The 15,596-nt window shown below is 36.1% G+C and carries 17 protein-coding genes and 1 riboswitch; all 17 genes read right to left on the reverse strand.

Features of this window, described 5'->3' with window-relative positions; translation table 11 throughout:
- The 17 genes from AC3WSO_RS16290 to comGC all read right to left on the reverse strand — a co-directional run bounded on the left by AC3WSO_RS16290 (window position 1) and on the right by comGC (window position 15,588).
- On the reverse strand, window positions 1–1,647 hold the full coding sequence (locus AC3WSO_RS16290) for a serine/threonine protein phosphatase (protein ID WP_492532265.1): 1,647 nt from the start codon (window positions 1,645–1,647) through the stop codon (window positions 1–3).
- A 50-nt stretch (window positions 1,648–1,697) separates the two neighbouring features.
- A complete protein-coding gene (locus AC3WSO_RS16295) occupies window positions 1,698–2,537 on the reverse strand; it encodes a PP2C family protein-serine/threonine phosphatase (RefSeq protein ID WP_492532267.1) in 840 nt (279 codons plus the stop codon).
- Window positions 2,538–2,543: 6 nt separating this feature from the next.
- Entirely contained in the window at window positions 2,544–3,071 is a 528-nt protein-coding gene (locus AC3WSO_RS16300; RefSeq protein ID WP_079562902.1) for an FHA domain-containing protein, read from the reverse strand.
- Between the two features lie 40 nt (window positions 3,072–3,111).
- On the reverse strand, window positions 3,112–3,687 hold the full coding sequence (locus AC3WSO_RS16305) for an FHA domain-containing protein (protein WP_492532269.1): 576 nt from the start codon (window positions 3,685–3,687) through the stop codon (window positions 3,112–3,114).
- A gap of 36 nt (window positions 3,688–3,723) precedes the next feature.
- Window positions 3,724–4,158, reverse strand: a complete 435-nt coding sequence (locus AC3WSO_RS16310) for a J domain-containing protein (RefSeq protein ID WP_492532270.1) — start codon at window positions 4,156–4,158, stop codon at window positions 3,724–3,726.
- Window positions 4,159–4,250: 92 nt separating this feature from the next.
- On the reverse strand, window positions 4,251–4,676 hold the full coding sequence (locus AC3WSO_RS16315; protein ID WP_492532271.1) for a membrane-associated protease 1: 426 nt from the start codon (window positions 4,674–4,676) through the stop codon (window positions 4,251–4,253).
- Window positions 4,677–4,904: 228 nt separating this feature from the next.
- Window positions 4,905–7,073, reverse strand: a complete 2,169-nt coding sequence (locus tag AC3WSO_RS16320; protein WP_492532272.1) for a transcriptional regulator — start codon at window positions 7,071–7,073, stop codon at window positions 4,905–4,907.
- A gap of 449 nt (window positions 7,074–7,522) precedes the next feature.
- Complete coding sequence (locus tag AC3WSO_RS16325; RefSeq protein ID WP_492532274.1) at window positions 7,523–8,446, reverse strand: serine/threonine-protein kinase; 924 nt, start codon at window positions 8,444–8,446, stop codon at window positions 7,523–7,525.
- Between the two features lie 483 nt (window positions 8,447–8,929).
- On the reverse strand, window positions 8,930–10,393 hold the full coding sequence (gene gcvPB, locus AC3WSO_RS16330) for an aminomethyl-transferring glycine dehydrogenase subunit GcvPB (protein ID WP_492532275.1): 1,464 nt from the start codon (window positions 10,391–10,393) through the stop codon (window positions 8,930–8,932).
- A complete protein-coding gene (gene gcvPA, locus AC3WSO_RS16335) occupies window positions 10,386–11,732 on the reverse strand; it encodes an aminomethyl-transferring glycine dehydrogenase subunit GcvPA (RefSeq protein ID WP_492532277.1) in 1,347 nt (448 codons plus the stop codon). Before gcvPA ends, gcvPB begins: the two co-directional genes overlap by 8 nt.
- 25 nt (window positions 11,733–11,757) lie before the next feature.
- Complete coding sequence (gcvT, locus tag AC3WSO_RS16340; protein WP_492532278.1) at window positions 11,758–12,858, reverse strand: glycine cleavage system aminomethyltransferase GcvT; 1,101 nt, start codon at window positions 12,856–12,858, stop codon at window positions 11,758–11,760.
- Between the two features lie 273 nt (window positions 12,859–13,131).
- A riboswitch (glycine riboswitch) is annotated at window positions 13,132–13,224 on the reverse strand.
- A 144-nt stretch (window positions 13,225–13,368) separates the two neighbouring features.
- Window positions 13,369–13,884: a shikimate kinase gene (locus tag AC3WSO_RS16345; RefSeq protein ID WP_492532280.1), complete on the reverse strand. Its 516-nt coding sequence runs from the start codon at window positions 13,882–13,884 to the stop codon at window positions 13,369–13,371.
- A 19-nt stretch (window positions 13,885–13,903) separates the two neighbouring features.
- Complete coding sequence (locus AC3WSO_RS16350; RefSeq protein WP_492532282.1) at window positions 13,904–14,104, reverse strand: hypothetical protein; 201 nt, start codon at window positions 14,102–14,104, stop codon at window positions 13,904–13,906.
- A complete protein-coding gene (gene comGF, locus AC3WSO_RS16355) occupies window positions 14,082–14,507 on the reverse strand; it encodes a competence type IV pilus minor pilin ComGF (protein WP_492532284.1) in 426 nt (141 codons plus the stop codon). Before comGF ends, AC3WSO_RS16350 begins: the two co-directional genes overlap by 23 nt.
- Window positions 14,500–14,817, reverse strand: coding sequence for a hypothetical protein (locus tag AC3WSO_RS16360; protein WP_492532286.1), 318 nt, complete (start codon window positions 14,815–14,817; stop codon window positions 14,500–14,502). Before AC3WSO_RS16360 ends, comGF begins: the two co-directional genes overlap by 8 nt.
- On the reverse strand, window positions 14,810–15,250 hold the full coding sequence (comGD, locus tag AC3WSO_RS16365; RefSeq protein WP_492532287.1) for a competence type IV pilus minor pilin ComGD: 441 nt from the start codon (window positions 15,248–15,250) through the stop codon (window positions 14,810–14,812). The genes AC3WSO_RS16360 and comGD overlap by 8 nt, the downstream gene beginning before the upstream one ends.
- Window positions 15,250–15,588, reverse strand: a complete 339-nt coding sequence (comGC, locus tag AC3WSO_RS16370; RefSeq protein ID WP_492532289.1) for a competence type IV pilus major pilin ComGC — start codon at window positions 15,586–15,588, stop codon at window positions 15,250–15,252. The genes comGD and comGC overlap by 1 nt, the downstream gene beginning before the upstream one ends.
- Window positions 15,589–15,596 lie beyond the last annotated feature (8 nt).

Here is a 15,596-nt window from a genome sequence, read left to right on the forward strand (position 1 = left end):
TTATTTTCCCTCTTTCATCACTTCAGCATCAGATGGCTCACTAGCAGCTGTCCCTTCATTCGTAGGTGGCGCTGCCTGATCAGATGGCGCTGTATCGGCGGCTTGTGCTTGAGGAGGCGGATTTAATTTATCATTGGCGTTCATAACCTTTCGCTCAAGACCTAAAACCTTGGACAGCAGCTCTGTCTCCTGATAAATTTCCTGTGCAAGTGTATAATATTCAATTGCTTTCCCAAACTCTTGGCGTGCATAGCTCTGATCTCCGCTTTTTTCTAAGCCTTCAGCCTTTAATTCTTTCTGGGCCTTTTTCAATTCAGTAATTTTAGCCTCTGTTTCTTCTATTTTTGTCTTTATTTCAGGTTCGCCAGTATAGGCAATTGTCAGCGCTTTTTTTCTTGCCTTTTGATACGTTTCAAGAGCCCCATTGTAATCTTCTGCCTCAAATCGGAAATCTCCATCTTTTACAGCTTCAGCGATTTGTACAATGGTATCCATATTAGCGATTCTTTGTTCAACTACTGCTTTCCCAAAGTCTTTTATAAGCTTTCCTTCTTTTTTAGCCTTTTCATAATGCTCAAGGGCATCGTTAAATTTACCTTCTTCCGCTGCTTTATCTCCACTAATAATCAGATCGGTAACTCTTAATTTTCTCGCTAGTACATTTCTATGTATTGGATCCTTCAATTTTTTAGCAGCATTTCTGCCCTCACTATATTCCAGCAGTGCCTTATCATAAGTTCCATCTTGAAAATATTGGTTTCCGCTCTTTTCATGATCTTTCATCTCGACGGTTAATTCAGCCATTTTTTTAGCTTGCTTTGCCTGATAAAAAATCGTGCCTCCACCTACGACTAAAGCTAGGATTAATGCAGCTACAATCATTTTGATGTACTTCATTTTTTTCTTATTTGTTTCCTGGTAAACCTTGTTCACAAATATAGCTGCGACTGTGTAATTATTGACCACTTTCTTTTGCCTGCTTAACAGGACCTCTTCTAATACATCAATGTATTTCTCAGGCTCTTTTGCATCTTCCAACGCATCCGCCATTTCAATTTCATTGACATCTTCCCAAAAGCCGGCTGTACAAAGCACCAGAACATCGTCATCCATTAACTTCATTTTCTTTGAAACAAAAGGCTGGAACTCTTTTGGTTTGCCCAAATAGTTTAGTAAATTAGTTCTTTCCTCGTGCTGGCTAATATCGAGCGAACGATTCCTATCATTCACTATCTCTTGTGCTAAACTTTGATCCGTGCTTTTAAACGTCAAAGTCCCATTACGGAAATGATATAATCTCGAATTTCCCGCAACGGCAACAATCATCTTTGAGTAATCCGAGACGACTATGACAATACTAGCCTTTAATCTCACCCTTAAGCTTTGAGCTTGAAGAATATCTTGTGCATATTTTAAGTAATGTTTAATTTTACGTCTGGACATGGATGGCTTTTCCATGAATTTTTCTAAAATTGCCTTTACAGCAAGCTCTGCACTACTAATTTCCTGATCAGAATCTAACCCTTTTACAGCTACCCAGCAGGCAACATCGTCCAGCTCTGTATAGGCAAAGTAATCTTTATTTTGCAAAAATGAGCCCGCTTCGGATAAAAAGCTTGTTTTAAAGCTGCTATTTTCCTTTCTCATGATTACTCCTCCTCATTTACTGACTCATTTATAGACATACGTAAAATTTATTACCATGTTTTTTCTAAAATAACGATGGTCGCATTATCTTGATTTTTTAAGCGTTTTTGTTCAACGGCTTTTATCATGTCTTGAGCAATATCATAGGGAGTAGCTTGCTGAGAGAGAATTTTCTCCATTTCTACCTCTGTTAAAGTATCATAGACGCCATCACTAAATAGACATACTTTATCCCCTCTATTTAGCTGGATTGGACTTTTTCCGATATCCATATTTTTAAAGCCTTCATACCCTAAATAATTGATAAGTCTCTTTTTCAAAGGATTTTCCTGCACCTCAAGCTGAGATATTTCACCAGATATATATCGCTCAGTTAACACTGATTCAAAAATATGCTTTTGATTGATGGCCTTAAATTCTCCATTTCGAAAAATGGTAATGACACTATCTCCAACGGCTCCCCAGTGAAGAAATCCGTTATCATCAATAACGGCTGCCACTAATGTAGTACCGCCATTCGAGCCATTTAAATTTTCGACAATCATATGATTACTTGTAAAAGCGGCCTCCTTAAAAAATTTTTCTAAATTATTTAGTCCGCTCAGCTTTTTAAATTCTTCAATAAATGTATTGACAGCAACCGTACTTGCCATCCTACCGTTTGCTAAACCACTGATGCCATCTCCTAGAACAGCAATTGTTCCATCTTTCGTTTCTGCTGTAGAGAAATAATCATCCTGCTCATCACGTCTGCCAATCGTTTGACCATTTCCGATTGCTATTTTTGTTTTTTCATTTTGTTGCGCAAGCATGTTTCTAACGATTAATAATGCAAAGAGTACAACGATAAAAATAAGTGCAATTATGTATGGCAGTAGTTTCTGATCCATCCGTCATCATCCCTCACTGTTGTTGTTTTCCCATTCAAAATGAACACCACATAAGGGAATAAAGAGAAACATACTTCCGCCTAACTGAATCACATCATACGCTGCTAGCTCTGTTGGCGTATAAACCGCTTCATTGTTAAGATAAGCTAAGCCTGATGCATCTCCAGGCAGCAGATAGAAATTCCTTTTTTTAGGATCGTAAACAATCACAGCATGATTACGTTGAGAAATCGAATTGTCTCCAACAATACGAATGTGCATATCCTCAGCTCGACCAATAAAGTTTTTTTCCGATAAAATTCGATAATCTCGACCCATTTGAGGTCCTTCAATACAAACTAGCCATCCTGTTACCGGATCAATGCCATCCATTTCTCCGAGATATGGCATTGTTTTATCATCTAGTTCTGCTACAGCTGTTTGCTGACTGCTTGGTCTTTGCTCCTGTTCCACCATTACATTGCAATACGGACATACATTTCTATGTCTTCTGGAACTAAACATGTGACCATTTGTGCATCTAATTAAACTCATTTTCGCTATCCCCCGTCTATGTTTACGAATTTACTTGTCTCTATTTCACTAAAATCCGTGTATTTGCTATGTATATCGTGTCTCCATTACCTATCGGGTAAGGATTTTCGTGTTTTATTCTGTTTTTAACACGCTTACTAGCCTTTTTTATACCAACACCATTTACTGAATCAATATCCTCTATGTACCATACTCCTGAAACATTATTTAATACGGCATGTTCATAATTGATAAGCGATTCATATTCAGTACCATTTAAATCGATATCTGCCTTATTGTCAGCGGAACTTTTCCCAATAAGTAATGACGTTTGATCACCGATTTCCCATTCATCTATTTCAGCTCCTCGATCATTGAGGAGAACTAGTTTTCGAATTTTCTTGTTTGTCACATTGTAATTTTTATCTTTAGCTTCATACTTGATAGAGCCATAAATTATTGCTAGTATGACCAGCATTAGTCCAATAATTGTTTTTAAAATAAAATCCTGATTCATGACAAATACGTATAGAATGAAAAAGAAGGCGATTGTGACAATAATGATATCGATAATTTTTATAATCATTTGTTTCTTTGCATCTTCAGTGTATGCATCCATTGAATTTTGACCATACATGGTATCACACTCCTCCATACTAGCTATGGCTTCGTTTTACTTGTTAAAAAAACGTTCAAATAAATCAGTTGTATCTAGTGGATTCTTCTTTGCATTCTTATTAAGCGTTGATCCCGTTTCCTTTGTTTTAGGATTAAAACCAAAAAAATGCTCAAAGTTCTTTTCAATATTGTTCATATTAAAATCTGGCTTTTTTTCAGTAGACTGTTGACGTGAAGACTGTTTTTCAGATGTCTGTCCCTTGCCCCAACTTTGACTAGCTCCATCTAGTCGAGCATCATATGCTTCTCTTGAATCTGGATCCTTTAGTACTTTGTATGCCTCTGTCACTTCTAAAAAAATCTTTTCTGATTCTTTGTTTCCACCGCTCACGTCTGGATGATGTTTTTTGGATAGTTTTCTGTAAGCTAGTTTTATTTGTGCTTGCGTGGCGTCTCTACTGACACCTAAAGTTTCATAATGCGTTTTCATATTTTTCATCCCCAATATTAGGATTATTCAAAATTATCTAAGGAACTATGAAAGTCCCTTAGATAATGTGGAGTAGCTATCAAGCTGCAATCTTAGACAGCGTAGCCGCCTTCGATTTTCGCCAAGTCTGTTTTGTCTTTCTTTTGCTTAACGAATAAGTAAAATTCACCAATACCTTCTGTGTCACCATACTTTTCTGTATAGTCAACAACAAAAGCATTTGGGAAATGAATTTTTCTTACTACTTGATCAGCTGAAACAACTTCTAAAGTTACTTTACGGTAACAGTCAGCCTTTTCAGCTGGTACTAATGACCATAATCCTAATTTCATCGTATCATCAGAATTATCACCATCAGTTGCAGTAAGAATTTTACCTCTTACTTTTAAAGTTGCTCCTACATCTGTTGAACGTGCGTTAGAGTCATTTGGAGTATCTGTTTCATACTCAACAGCCATAATGCTATCTAACCCTAATTCAATTGCTTCTGATCCTTCTACTTTTAATACAAAACCCATTCTCAGTACCTCCTAAAATTTGTTTGAATCGTCTCAAAAAATCGTCTTAGGTGAAGTGTATAACTAGTTGTATACATTCCTCCACGCCTAATGCAAATACATGGAGCATGGAGAAATATGTAATGTTTTCACCTTACAATTAATGGAGGATTCTATTTATGTTAAAAGATTTATGAAAAAATCTTAAACATACGACTTAAAATTTTTTTTAGTGTATGTGTAAACTTGTTAGGCCTTAACAGCACTACTTGCCTTTGTAATCATGACTTCAAGATTTTTCACATTACCGTTAAACACTAGGTCAATTTGACATGTGCTTGTTTTTTCATCAATAATGTAGCCGATGTCATCTCCATCGTGAATAATGGAGTTTACATAGCCTTTATCTTGAACCCATTTGCTTTTTTGGCTACTTGGATTATTACTAAAGAATCGAACGATATTTTCATGTTTAAAGTCACCTGATTGGAATCGTAAAATTCTTTCAATATACGTACTAACTTGAGTTTTGTAAATCGAATCGAATCCATCTTCTTCCATCGCTAGACTTCTAGCTTTATACACTGTAATACGTTTAATTTCTTTATCTTGAAGCTGTGCATTTTCAGATGAGAATACAAAGCCAAAGCTTCTACTGTTAATAGCATCTTTAATATTATTAGTAAATCCTGAGATTTCTTTCGCCATTGTTGTAACGGCTCTTAGTGAGTTATCACCCGCTTCAATATCGAAGCGTACACCAGGATAATTTCTCTGAACATTTCTGAAAGAATCTTTCAAATATTCCGGACATTGATAAGCTGAAACAATACCTGCCGCTACATAGCTAGCACCAACATAAACGCCCTCTATCCAAAGTTTTAAAATATCTTCTTTTTCTTTAGATAATCTCGCTCCATTTTCTGTTGTCTGCATTCTTGTATCAATGATTACTCCTGATTTATCTTTAGGAATAATCGTGAAGTTTGGTAAACATGGTATCGCAAACTCACTATAATCTTTTCGAATAAGCACTGAGCATTTATCGATCAAGCGATCAATACCTGCAGTAGCAATTCCATTGAATGTCGTTTCTTCTTCTGCCATGAAGTTGAAGAAAATCTGAACTTTATAATCTTTCACAGTATCAAGAAGGATGGATAATGATTCCATTGTATTGCCATCTTGCTTGGCAACCTTATCGTTTCCTTTAAATCTAGCTCTACTTACTTTCATTTTTCCGGAAGCTTCTAGTTCTAGTGCAGGGACAATTCCATACCATACCGTATCTGTAAAGTCATTTTTGGAGTTTACCGTGTTTAAATACGTGCGTAATCGTGGTAGATTATTACTTTTAACGAGCATATCTAACTTTGTGTTCGTTACAAGTAACGAAGGCTGCATACCTTTGTTTTTAGTTGCATACTGATCAAAGTACATTTTTACGCCTAATAGTTTTTCAACTAACGGCTTCACTGTTTTTACAAATTCATCCTTAGCATCCTTATAGAATTCTAAGTAAGTATTGTAGTTTTGTACCTCTGTCTCTACATCAAATTCAGCTCTCACAGCTGGCAATGGAGAGAACGTTCTTACGACTAAATCTTTGACATAAGAGGATGGTGATTCTGTAATCGCCTCATAGTCCTCTTCAAAAACTGTGCTTAAACCATAGTTACTATTTTCTTCAATAACCATCAGTTCCGAGCTATTATTTTGTGGTGCCTCAATGATTTTTAATTCACCATTGTCGCCAATAGAAAGTGTCCCAATTTGTAATTTTTCGGACTCATCTTCATCCTGATTAGCACCTAACAGTAGTCTCGTTTTAATATCTTCAATTGCTAAAGGAAGCATCGCCATGACATTATTGTAATTTCTACTTGCCACTTCAAACATCAGGTTTAGCTTGTCCCCTGTATCCAATTTTTTTGGATCGCCTTCATCTAATTTGTCATATTCACCATATAGGTAATGGATTTCTTTTCGGACTTGTCGAATGTCGTCCATAACCTTTTTAGGAGAGATCATGTCGAGCAAATTTTCAAACTTAAAATCAACATTCGCAATGCCCTGACTTCTTTTCGTATCAATGAGGGTAAATAACATCTTTAAAAAATCATTATTTTGGTCAATTGCTATTTCAGAAATACAGTCATCTTGAATTCCTTCAGGTTTTTTTAATGTATACATAACCTTTTGGTTAGCAGCATTATAGAATGAGTAAACCGTCGGAGAAAACTTATCTAAAAACTCGTCGAAGCTTTTAACAAGAAGATATTCATTCATTTCTTTAATTTTTTCATCGCTAAGGCTGTCAATCCCTTTTACATCTCCAACAAGCGTAATTAAATCCATTTTTTCTGGATTAATTTCCTCAAAAAGCATGGTTCTGTTTGTTTGACTAATAATCTCCATTCAGTCGGCCGTATGATTATACAGCCATCCCTCCTTTTTGTAACGAATTTCGAGTAAGCATAGTCATAAGTGTGCAGTAAATATAAATTTACTTTTAAGTAATAAACTGTAAATAAAAAGCAAAGAAATTTTTAGTGAGTATATTCTAAGCCTCCTACTTCTACATCACTGATGACATTATGTATCACAAAGTAACTATACAATATCTAAATTCATTGTCAATATTTACATTGGAACATTATGTAAATAATATGTATCAAGATGTATTTATAGTAAAAAATAAACATTAAGAATTTTATGCCATTTTCTTTAGTAAGTGTGTATCTTTTCATTTGTATTTATTAAAAAACAGCTTGTAGTGTATTTTTTTATACACTATAAAGCTGCTTATTAGCTTTCACCTTTAACTGTAAAATGATAACAAAGAATTACTTTACCTAAATTATTGGTCATTTAGAATTATTTACCTTAAAATAGTTCATTATCCTATTGACAATATTTTCAATAGTAATTACCAATTTCATATATTTTAGTGAAGAACAACGTTTTTTTGCTTGAACTTCTAGACCCCACAAAATGGTTTTGGACAAAAGTATACTCACGTTTTTATTATACGTTCTTACATCTCCAATTTTATCCTCTATTAACCGCTGCGACACATCAGGTGGAATAACATCTGTCAAAGAAAAATAAAATGTTGCTGCTAAACTATAAATATCCGTATATACACCTTGCTCAGATATAGTCGAATATTGCTCAAGAGGAGAATATCCTGAACTCGTAAATATTTGATAATCTTTAGCCGTTTTATAATAAATCGCGGACCCAAAATCTAGTAGATATGGATTACCTTCAGGATCTAACATTATATTATTTGGTTTAATATCACGATGGAGTATGCCTTTTTTATGTAAATAGCTTAAAGCACCAATTAGAGGAAGGAATATACTAGTGTACAAATGCTCCCTATCATTAATAGGAAAATCCTTTAAATATTGATCAAATAAAGTTCCTTCATAATACTCCATCACGATATAAATCGACTCATTTTCTTCAAAGTGGTGCATATACTTGACTATATTTTGATGATTTATTTGCTGCATAATTAACGCTTCATTTAGAAAAATAGCTTTTAAATCCTCGAACTTCTGCTTCGTTAAAGGCACACGATTAACAACTGTTTTATTATCTAAATCCCGTAAAGCTAAGTCATTTGGAAAGAATTCTTTAATAATTAGCTGATTCCCTTCATTAATATTCTCCACAATATAAACAAAGGACAATTTACTGGTAGCAAGTACTTCTTTTATTTTATATGTATCTTTCAAAACACTGTTTATCGGTAAGCTCAATTCAACTTGAGTCGCTTGCATTTTCGATCAATCATCCCTTTCAACACATAAACTATAAACAACCTGTTTCATATTTAACGCGAAATATGTAATTATTTTAACTAAAATACAAATTAATGTAAGTATATCAATATACACCTTTATATTAAATAGATATCTTATAGTAGTTAGTGGTCCTACGTTGAATGGTGGGGTTAGGCGCAATTTGGTGGGGTCGATTTAATCGTTCTATTCATCATTTTGATGGTTCTATCCATCACTTTGGTGGTTCTATCCATCTTTGAGGTTCTATCCATCTTTTTGGTGATTCTATCCACCTTTTTGATGGTCCTATCCATCTTTTTGAGGATTCTATCCATATTTTGAGGTTCTATTCGTCGCTTCTCCTGTTCTAGCCATCGCTTCGCCCGTTCTATCCGTCCATTCGTCTATTTCGCTTATAATCTCCCTAAAAAAGCGCCCAATAAGTATCTAAATACTTATCGGACGCTTTTTAGCAGTTAATTATGCTTTTTGATAGCGAAGCACAGGTGTACGAGCAGCGCGTGTTTCGTCTAGACGAGTTACGACTGTTGTATGTGGTGCTTCTTGTACGATTGATGGGTTTTCTTCCGTTTCTTTTGCAATTTGAATCATCACATCGCAGAATGCATCTAATGTTTCTTTAGATTCTGTTTCTGTTGGCTCGATCATTAATGCTTCTTCCACATTTAATGGGAAGTAAGTTGTTGGTGGATGGTAGCCAAAGTCTAACAGACGTTTTGCGATGTCTAAAGTACGAACGCCAAGTTTCTTTTGACGACGTCCTGATAATACAAATTCATGTTTACAATGACGGTTATATGGTAGATCGTAGAACGGCTCTAATCGACGCATCATGTAGTTTGCATTTAGTACAGCGTATTCTGTTACAGCTTTTAAGCCATCTGGACCCATTGTACGGATATAAGTATATGCACGTACGTTGATACCAAAGTTACCATAGTAAGGTTTAACACGTCCGATTGATTGTGGACGCTCGTAATCGAAGTGATATGTTCCTTCTTCTGTTCTTACTAAAACTGGTTTTGGCAGGAATGGAATTAAATCAGCTTTCACTCCTACTGGACCAGAACCTGGGCCACCGCCACCGTGAGGACCTGTAAATGTTTTGTGTAAGTTTAAGTGTACGCAGTCAAAGCCCATATCACCAGGACGTGCTTTACTCATAACTGCATTTAAGTTTGCACCGTCATAGTATACTTTACCGCCAACAGAGTGAATAAGCTCTGCCATTTCGATAATGTTTTCTTCAAATAGACCAAGTGTATTTGGATTTGTTAGCATTAATGCAGCTGTATCAGGACCAACTACTTTGCGTAAATCCTCAATATCTACTAAACCATCTTCATCTGATTTAACAGTAATAGTTTCAAAGCCTGCAACTGTTGCCGATGCTGGGTTTGTACCGTGAGCAGAGTCAGGAACAATAACTTTATTACGGTGACCTTCACCATTTGCTTCATGGAATGCGCGAATCATCATTAATGCAGTCCATTCACCATGAGCACCTGCTGCAGGTTGTAATGTCACTTCATCCATACCTGTAATTTCAACTAATGAAGTTTGTAGGTCGTAAAGAAGCTCCATCGCACCTTGAGTTGTTGATTCATCCTGTAATGGGTGAACATTGGCAAAGCCTGAAATTCGTGCAACGGCCTCGTTAATTTTTGGATTATATTTCATCGTACAAGAGCCAAGCGGATAGAAGCCAGAGTCTACACCGTGGTTACGACGAGAAAGTGCTGTATAATGACGCATAATATCAAGCTCAGATACTTCTGGTAATTCTGCTGCCTCAGCGCGTACTAAGTTTCCAGGAAGTAAATCGGCAAGATCAACCTCTGGTACATCAAGTGCTTCTAAGCTGTAACCTACGCGACCTTCTTTGGAAATTTCAAAAATGAGTGATTGATTTTCGTTATGCATTAAGAGCCCCCATTTCTGCAACAAGTGCATCAATTTCTTCCTTCGTGCGTAATTCTGTTACTGCGATTAGCACGTGATTTTTTAGAGAGTCATATGTTTGACCTAAAGGATAGCCACCGATGATACCTTTTTCAATTAAGCCTTTATTAATTTCTTTCACACATTTATTTGTCTTCACAACGATTTCGTTAAAGTGTGCACCTTGGAATGCTACTGTGAAGCCAGCCGCTTCAAAGGCATTTTTAGCATAGCGAGTTTTCGCAATATTTTGCATTGCCATTTCACGAACGCCTTCTTTACCTAGAGCAGTCATTGCTACAGAAGCAGCAAGTGCAAGAAGCGCTTGGTTCGAACAAATATTAGACGTTGCTTTATCACGACGGATATGTTGTTCACGTGCTTGTAATGTTAAAACATAACCACGACGACCTTCACCATCAACTGTTTCACCTACAAGACGACCAGGAACTTTACGCATTAACTTCGTAGTTACTGCAAAGAAACCACAGTGTGGACCACCGAATGCTTCAGAAATACCGAAAACCTGTGCATCCCCTACACAAATATCAGCACCTAGCTTACCAGGTGGTGTTAAAATTCCGAGTGAAAGTGGATTTGAAGAGACAACAAATAAACTTTTTGCCTCATGCGCAATATCGCCAATTACTTGCAAGTCCTCTATTTGACCAAAGAAGTTAGGATATTGTGCAATAACAGCTGCCGTATTATCATCTATTAATTCCTTTAAAGCTTCTACATCTGTCACACCATCTTTTTGTGGAACAGTAACAATTTCAATGGATTGACCATATGCATATGTAGCAACGACATCACGATACTCAGGATGAACCGCTTCAGATACTAAAATTTTCTTACGGCGTGTATGGCCAGCTGCAAGCATACCTGCTTCAGCTAATGCTGTTCCTCCATCGTACATAGAAGAGTTTGCAAGATCCATACCTGTAAGCTCTGCAATCATCGTTTGGAATTCAAATATTGCTTGTAATTCCCCTTGTGAAATTTCTGGTTGATATGGAGTATACGCTGTGTAAAACTCTGAACGAGAAATAACATGGTCCACGATAACCGGTTTATAGTGGTTGTATACGCCTGCACCTAAAAACGATACGTTAGCATTTGTATCTTTATTTTTCGCAGCCATTGCCGTTAATTCTTTTAATAAAGCTGATTCAGATTTTGCTTCTTTAATATCATATAGGCCTTTAAAACGTACTTTTTCTGGAATATCCTCAAATAACGCATCAACTGAGGATACACCGATTACGTCTAACATTTCTTGTTTATCTTGCTCCGTCATTGGTAAATAACGATGTTTCATAAATGTAGGTCCCTCTTTTCAACTTTTATTTTGAACGCTTGTAAAACGGTGTTTCAACTGTTACTACTTTTAAGTGCTTACCACGAATTTCGATTTCCAATTCAGTTCCGATAGTTGTGAATTGACTGTCAATTAATGCATGACCAACATTACGTTTAGAAGAAGGAAGCTGTGTACCTGTTGTCACTTCACCGATTTCTTTACCATCTTTCAACACTTTGTAGCCATGGCGAGGAATTCCTTTATCAATCATTTCAATACCCACAATTTTACGTGACAACCCATTTTCTTTTTGTGCCACTAATGCCTCATGACCATTAAAGCCCTCTTTATTTAACTTCACAGCAAAACCAATACCAGCCTCAAGAGGTGAAATTGTCGCTGATAGCTCTTGCCCGTATAATGGAAGACCTGCTTCAAAACGAAGTGTATCACGGCAGCCTAAACCTGCAGGAACTACACCTTTGTCTTTTCCAGCCTCTAAGATTTTGCCCCATAACACTTTAATATCTTCTGGAGAGCCGTATAGTTCAAAACCATCTTCTCCTGTGTATCCGCTACGAGATACTAATGCTTTATGACCAGCAACTTCAACATCTTCTTGGAAACGGAAGTATTTAATCGTTTGTAAATCAGTATCTGTTAATGTTTGAAGAACTTCTTCTGCTAATGGACCTTGAAGGGCAATTTGTGCATAAGCGTCTGATTGGTTGTCGATCGTCACATCATATTGATGTTGATTTTCCATCATCCAATCATAATCTTTTTCAATATTTGCCGCGTTCACGCATAATAAATAATGATTGTCTGCTAATTTATACGTTAATAAATCATCGACAACACCACCATCTTCATAGCACATTGCATTATATTGCGCTTGACCTACTGCAATTTTAGAAATATCATTTGTCAAAAGATTTTGTAAAAACTCTAGTGAATTAGGTCCAGTTACTAAAATCTCACCCATATGTGATACATCAAATAAACCAGCACGATTACGTACTGCATCATGCTCTTCTTTAATAGAAGAGAACTGTACTGGTAATTCCCATCCACCGAAGTCAATTGTTTTACCACCATGTTTTGCATATTCATCAAATAGAGGTGTGCGTTTTAATTCTGTCATTGTTTTTGCCCCCTTATTGTTCGTTACATATTTACTTGTAGTAGTTCGTCTATTTTTTTTACAGTCATGCTTCCCTTTTTTGTTCATCCGAATAAAGAAGAACGAACAACATTAGGTAAAACATTTAGACATAAAAAAAGACAGACGAACCCCTTTTCGGGATTCTCTGTCCTTGCACCTGAAAGTTACACCAGACTGGCTCGCATACCTACAATGCCAATCAGCCGGCTTTCCCCTTTGGTGGCTGTAGTACTACAGCACTCTCCAGAGTTGCGTCTTATACGAGTCCTTTTACCTGAGAGATTCATAACACTTTGCTACTTGCTCCTTCGGTGACGTCTACACGTTCTCTCCCCGTACAATCATCCGCCCAAGTTTCAACTTGGTACTATTTAGTATTCAATGAACATTAAGTAACTTATTTGTCTATATCCTAACATTAATTGCATTGAAAAGGCAATCATTTTTTATTTTATATTAAAACACGAACGTTCAAACACTGAAAAATAATCATAGTTCGCCTTTTAGCCTTTTAACTTGGAATACTAAATACTCAAGAATTTGGCGGATTGTTCTCCCCTCGGTTAACACTTGTATATGTCCTACTTCACGATAGAACTTTCTTCTGTAATGATACAGCTGCTCTAACTCCTCTTTCGTCGAGCTCTGTACAATCGGTCTGTTCGGATCATGCTGTATTCGTTTATATATATCTTCGAATGTCGCATCTAAAAAAAACACGAGCCCACTGCGTCTCATTATTTTTCGATTTTCAGTATTAATTGCGACTCCACCACCTGTTGAAATTATACAAGCTTCGTCTCGGAAGTTTTTCAAAAATTCTGTTTCTATTTCCCGAAAACGTGCTTCTCCATATTTTTCAAATATTTGCGGAATTGTCATACCCTGCTGTCGAACAATCTCATGATCCATATCGTAATAGGGCATCTTTAACAAATAGCTTAAACGTCTTCCTAACGCACTTTTCCCGGAGCCCATAAAACCAACTAAATATATTTTTCGCATTCGAATCACCTTCTTATAACTACGATTCTACACTGTCTGACAAAATTTGTCCTAATAAATTTATCGTAGCTCGAACATTCAGCTTTTCTAGGCCATCATATGTTCGAAACTGAACCTCATAAGACGTACAATACGTAAGAACAAAAGTAGTTACAAAAAATAATAATCCAATTGCGATTAAAAAAATAGCCCCTCTGTCATTTTTCAAAAACTGGAACATAGAAAGTTCGCTCCTTTATACTACCACTTGGAAGTTCAACAGCTACTGTTAACATATCTTTTTCATATCGGAACTGGCATTTTGTAATACCAACTAGCATTGGTACATGACCACCATTTACTTGATCACGAATTATATTGTTGTAACAATCAATATTATGAATGGTATCTGCTGCCTGGAAGGTTATTCTCTTTTGATCATTTCGAATTGAAAAAGATGAAATATCATTTACATACATATTCAAATCATAAACAAAAAGCTCCCACTTTGATTGTTCATCAGATAGCATCGTTGTTTTCATTTCTGCAAACCAAACCATAATGAACACAACAAAATGGGCAATAAGCACAAAAACAACTAATTGAAACATCGCTTCTAATAATGTGTAGCCTCGCTCATTCATCAACTTCACCTGTCAGTTGTATACATTTTTTACGTAATTCACGCGTATTTTGAAAACTTACGCATATCCCTTGTCCATTCATAAACCACTGAAATTCTATATCATCAATTGTTTTAGTGCCTTTTGTTTGCTGTAAATAGCGGTAATGCTTTAAGCCTTCATAGGCCGTTTCAGCTGCGATAACCTCTAACCTCTTGTTATAAAGAGTCGTTTTCATCGTATAGCTAATTGGTATTAATGTCGTGCATACTAACATGACAATGACTACTGATAATATCGTTTCCACAAATGAATAACCCGATTCATTCAACCCTCGATCTCCCTCGTCCTAATGTAATTACAACCTTTTTAATACCTTGAGGCGTTTTAAAATAAACAGTCCCTGGCGTCATGACGTTTCCATTATAGTTGTATATAATCGTGTAAATTGAGCTTGATGCTGGCATAAACTCAACCCCTTTCGGAAAAGGGCGTTCATATAATTCTGTAAAAATATTCTTTTTAATAATGTATCGCTTTGATGAACTCTCAAACTTCATCGAGATATACTCTCTTTGATGCATACTATAAGTTTGTATATATTGAATATCTAATTGAATTTGTTTGAAAAATTGCTCAAGCTCCCTAGTCTCCGCTGCTTTTAACGAATACTTGACGACAATCGCTGACAAACACATAACGATAAACAATACAATTAGCATTTCAACAAATGTATAACCACGCTCATTTTTATTAATATTCATCAATTACTAGAACCAGTATCGGTAGAGGTTTTCTTCAATCGTACCTCCCCATCCTTAGTGATCATAATCTCTTCTTTATTAGGGCAGGTCGTTTCATCCTTCTTTAAATAGCCTTTCGCTACCAAATCTTGAATTGTTGGATAATCCATAAAATCTACTCGATATGCCTCCACCTGACCTTGCACCATGCTCACATACGCTTTACACCCCTTCTCATCGACGGTGGCAAAATGTTTCGTAACATTCGGGATTGTAATTAAAATTAATATAGAAATAATTAGGAGAACTATTAACATTTCAATCAAAGTAAAACCTGCTTGCTGCTTTATACGTTTCATTATTAACC

Source organism: Lysinibacillus sp. EB106-09-02-XG168 (genome assembly GCF_058791475.1).

What these genes read in the sequence shown, in the direction of transcription:
- AC3WSO_RS16290 (WP_492532265.1), bottom strand. Translation starts at nt 1,647, where the DNA reads ATGAGAAAGGAAAATAGCAGCTTTAAAACAAGCTTTTTATCCGAAGCG.
- AC3WSO_RS16295 (WP_492532267.1), bottom strand. Translation starts at nt 2,537, where the DNA reads ATGGATCAGAAACTACTGCCATACATAATTGCACTTATTTTTATCGTT.
- AC3WSO_RS16300 (WP_079562902.1), bottom strand. Translation starts at nt 3,071, where the DNA reads ATGAGTTTAATTAGATGCACAAATGGTCACATGTTTAGTTCCAGAAGA.
- AC3WSO_RS16305 (WP_492532269.1), bottom strand. Translation starts at nt 3,687, where the DNA reads ATGTATGGTCAAAATTCAATGGATGCATACACTGAAGATGCAAAGAAA.
- AC3WSO_RS16310 (WP_492532270.1), bottom strand. Translation starts at nt 4,158, where the DNA reads ATGAAAACGCATTATGAAACTTTAGGTGTCAGTAGAGACGCCACGCAA.
- AC3WSO_RS16315 (WP_492532271.1), bottom strand. Translation starts at nt 4,676, where the DNA reads ATGGGTTTTGTATTAAAAGTAGAAGGATCAGAAGCAATTGAATTAGGG.
- AC3WSO_RS16320 (WP_492532272.1), bottom strand. Translation starts at nt 7,073, where the DNA reads ATGGAGATTATTAGTCAAACAAACAGAACCATGCTTTTTGAGGAAATT.
- AC3WSO_RS16325 (WP_492532274.1), bottom strand. Translation starts at nt 8,446, where the DNA reads ATGCAAGCGACTCAAGTTGAATTGAGCTTACCGATAAACAGTGTTTTG.
- gcvPB (WP_492532275.1), bottom strand. Translation starts at nt 10,393, where the DNA reads ATGCATAACGAAAATCAATCACTCATTTTTGAAATTTCCAAAGAAGGT.
- gcvPA (WP_492532277.1), bottom strand. Translation starts at nt 11,732, where the DNA reads ATGAAACATCGTTATTTACCAATGACGGAGCAAGATAAACAAGAAATG.
- gcvT (WP_492532278.1), bottom strand. Translation starts at nt 12,858, where the DNA reads ATGACAGAATTAAAACGCACACCTCTATTTGATGAATATGCAAAACAT.
- AC3WSO_RS16345 (WP_492532280.1), bottom strand. Translation starts at nt 13,884, where the DNA reads ATGCGAAAAATATATTTAGTTGGTTTTATGGGCTCCGGGAAAAGTGCG.
- AC3WSO_RS16350 (WP_492532282.1), bottom strand. Translation starts at nt 14,104, where the DNA reads ATGTTCCAGTTTTTGAAAAATGACAGAGGGGCTATTTTTTTAATCGCA.
- comGF (WP_492532284.1), bottom strand. Translation starts at nt 14,507, where the DNA reads ATGAATGAGCGAGGCTACACATTATTAGAAGCGATGTTTCAATTAGTT.
- comGD (WP_492532287.1), bottom strand. Translation starts at nt 15,250, where the DNA reads ATGAATATTAATAAAAATGAGCGTGGTTATACATTTGTTGAAATGCTA.
- comGC (WP_492532289.1), bottom strand. Translation starts at nt 15,588, where the DNA reads ATGAAACGTATAAAGCAGCAAGCAGGTTTTACTTTGATTGAAATGTTA.